Annotated in this window: 1 protein-coding gene; it reads right to left on the bottom strand. The window is 62.2% G+C overall.

The window, feature by feature from the left end; translation table 11 throughout:
* Positions 1 to 105: 105 nt before the first annotated feature.
* Positions 106 to 640 (bottom strand): 50S ribosomal protein L5 (rplE, locus tag BGO16_RS14495; RefSeq protein WP_292619525.1); only part of this gene is annotated, 535 nt, incomplete at its 5' end.

The following is a 640-nucleotide window of genomic DNA, read 5'->3' as shown; positions in this document are numbered from 1 at the left end:
GCCGCGTTCCGGTTCATCCGCCTGCGCCGGTTGTTCTTCTCGATCGAACTCTTCTTTGCCATGCTTGGCTCCTTACCTTTCCGCGTCTGAGCGCATTTCAGCGTCTCACTGCCGGAACGGAAAATTGAATGCGGCCAGTAGCGCCCGGGCTTCGTCGTCGGTCTGCGCGGTCGTGCAGACGGTGACGTCCATGCCCCAGCTTTCCCCGACCTTGTCGAAGTCGATTTCGGGAAAAATGATGTGTTCCTTGATGCCGAGCGAGTAGTTGCCGCGGCCATCGAAGCTCTTCGGGTTGAGGCCGCGGAAGTCGCGCACGCGCGGCAGCGCAACGTTCACCAGGCGATCGATGAACTCGTACATCTTGGCCTTGCGCAGCGTCACCTTGCAGCCGATCGGCTGGTTCTCGCGTAGCTTGAAGGTCGAAATCGCGACGCGCGAATAGGTCACGATCGCCTTCTGGCCGGCGATCAGCGACAGGTCGGCGGCCGCGGTCTCGGCCTTCTTGCGGTCGTTCACGGCCTCGCCGATTCCCATGTTGAGAACCACCTTGTCGAGGCGCGGCACCTGCATGACGTTGCCATAGCCGAACTGCTCGGTCAGCCGGGCGCGGATGCTCTTGTCATACTCCGCGCGCAGGCGC

It is taken from the genome of Nitrobacter sp. 62-23 (assembly GCF_001897285.1).
Taxonomy (GTDB): Bacteria; Pseudomonadota; Alphaproteobacteria; order Rhizobiales; family Xanthobacteraceae; genus Nitrobacter.
Note: the sequence above shows the minus strand (reverse complement) of the source record. Positions and strands in the feature narration are given on the sequence as shown.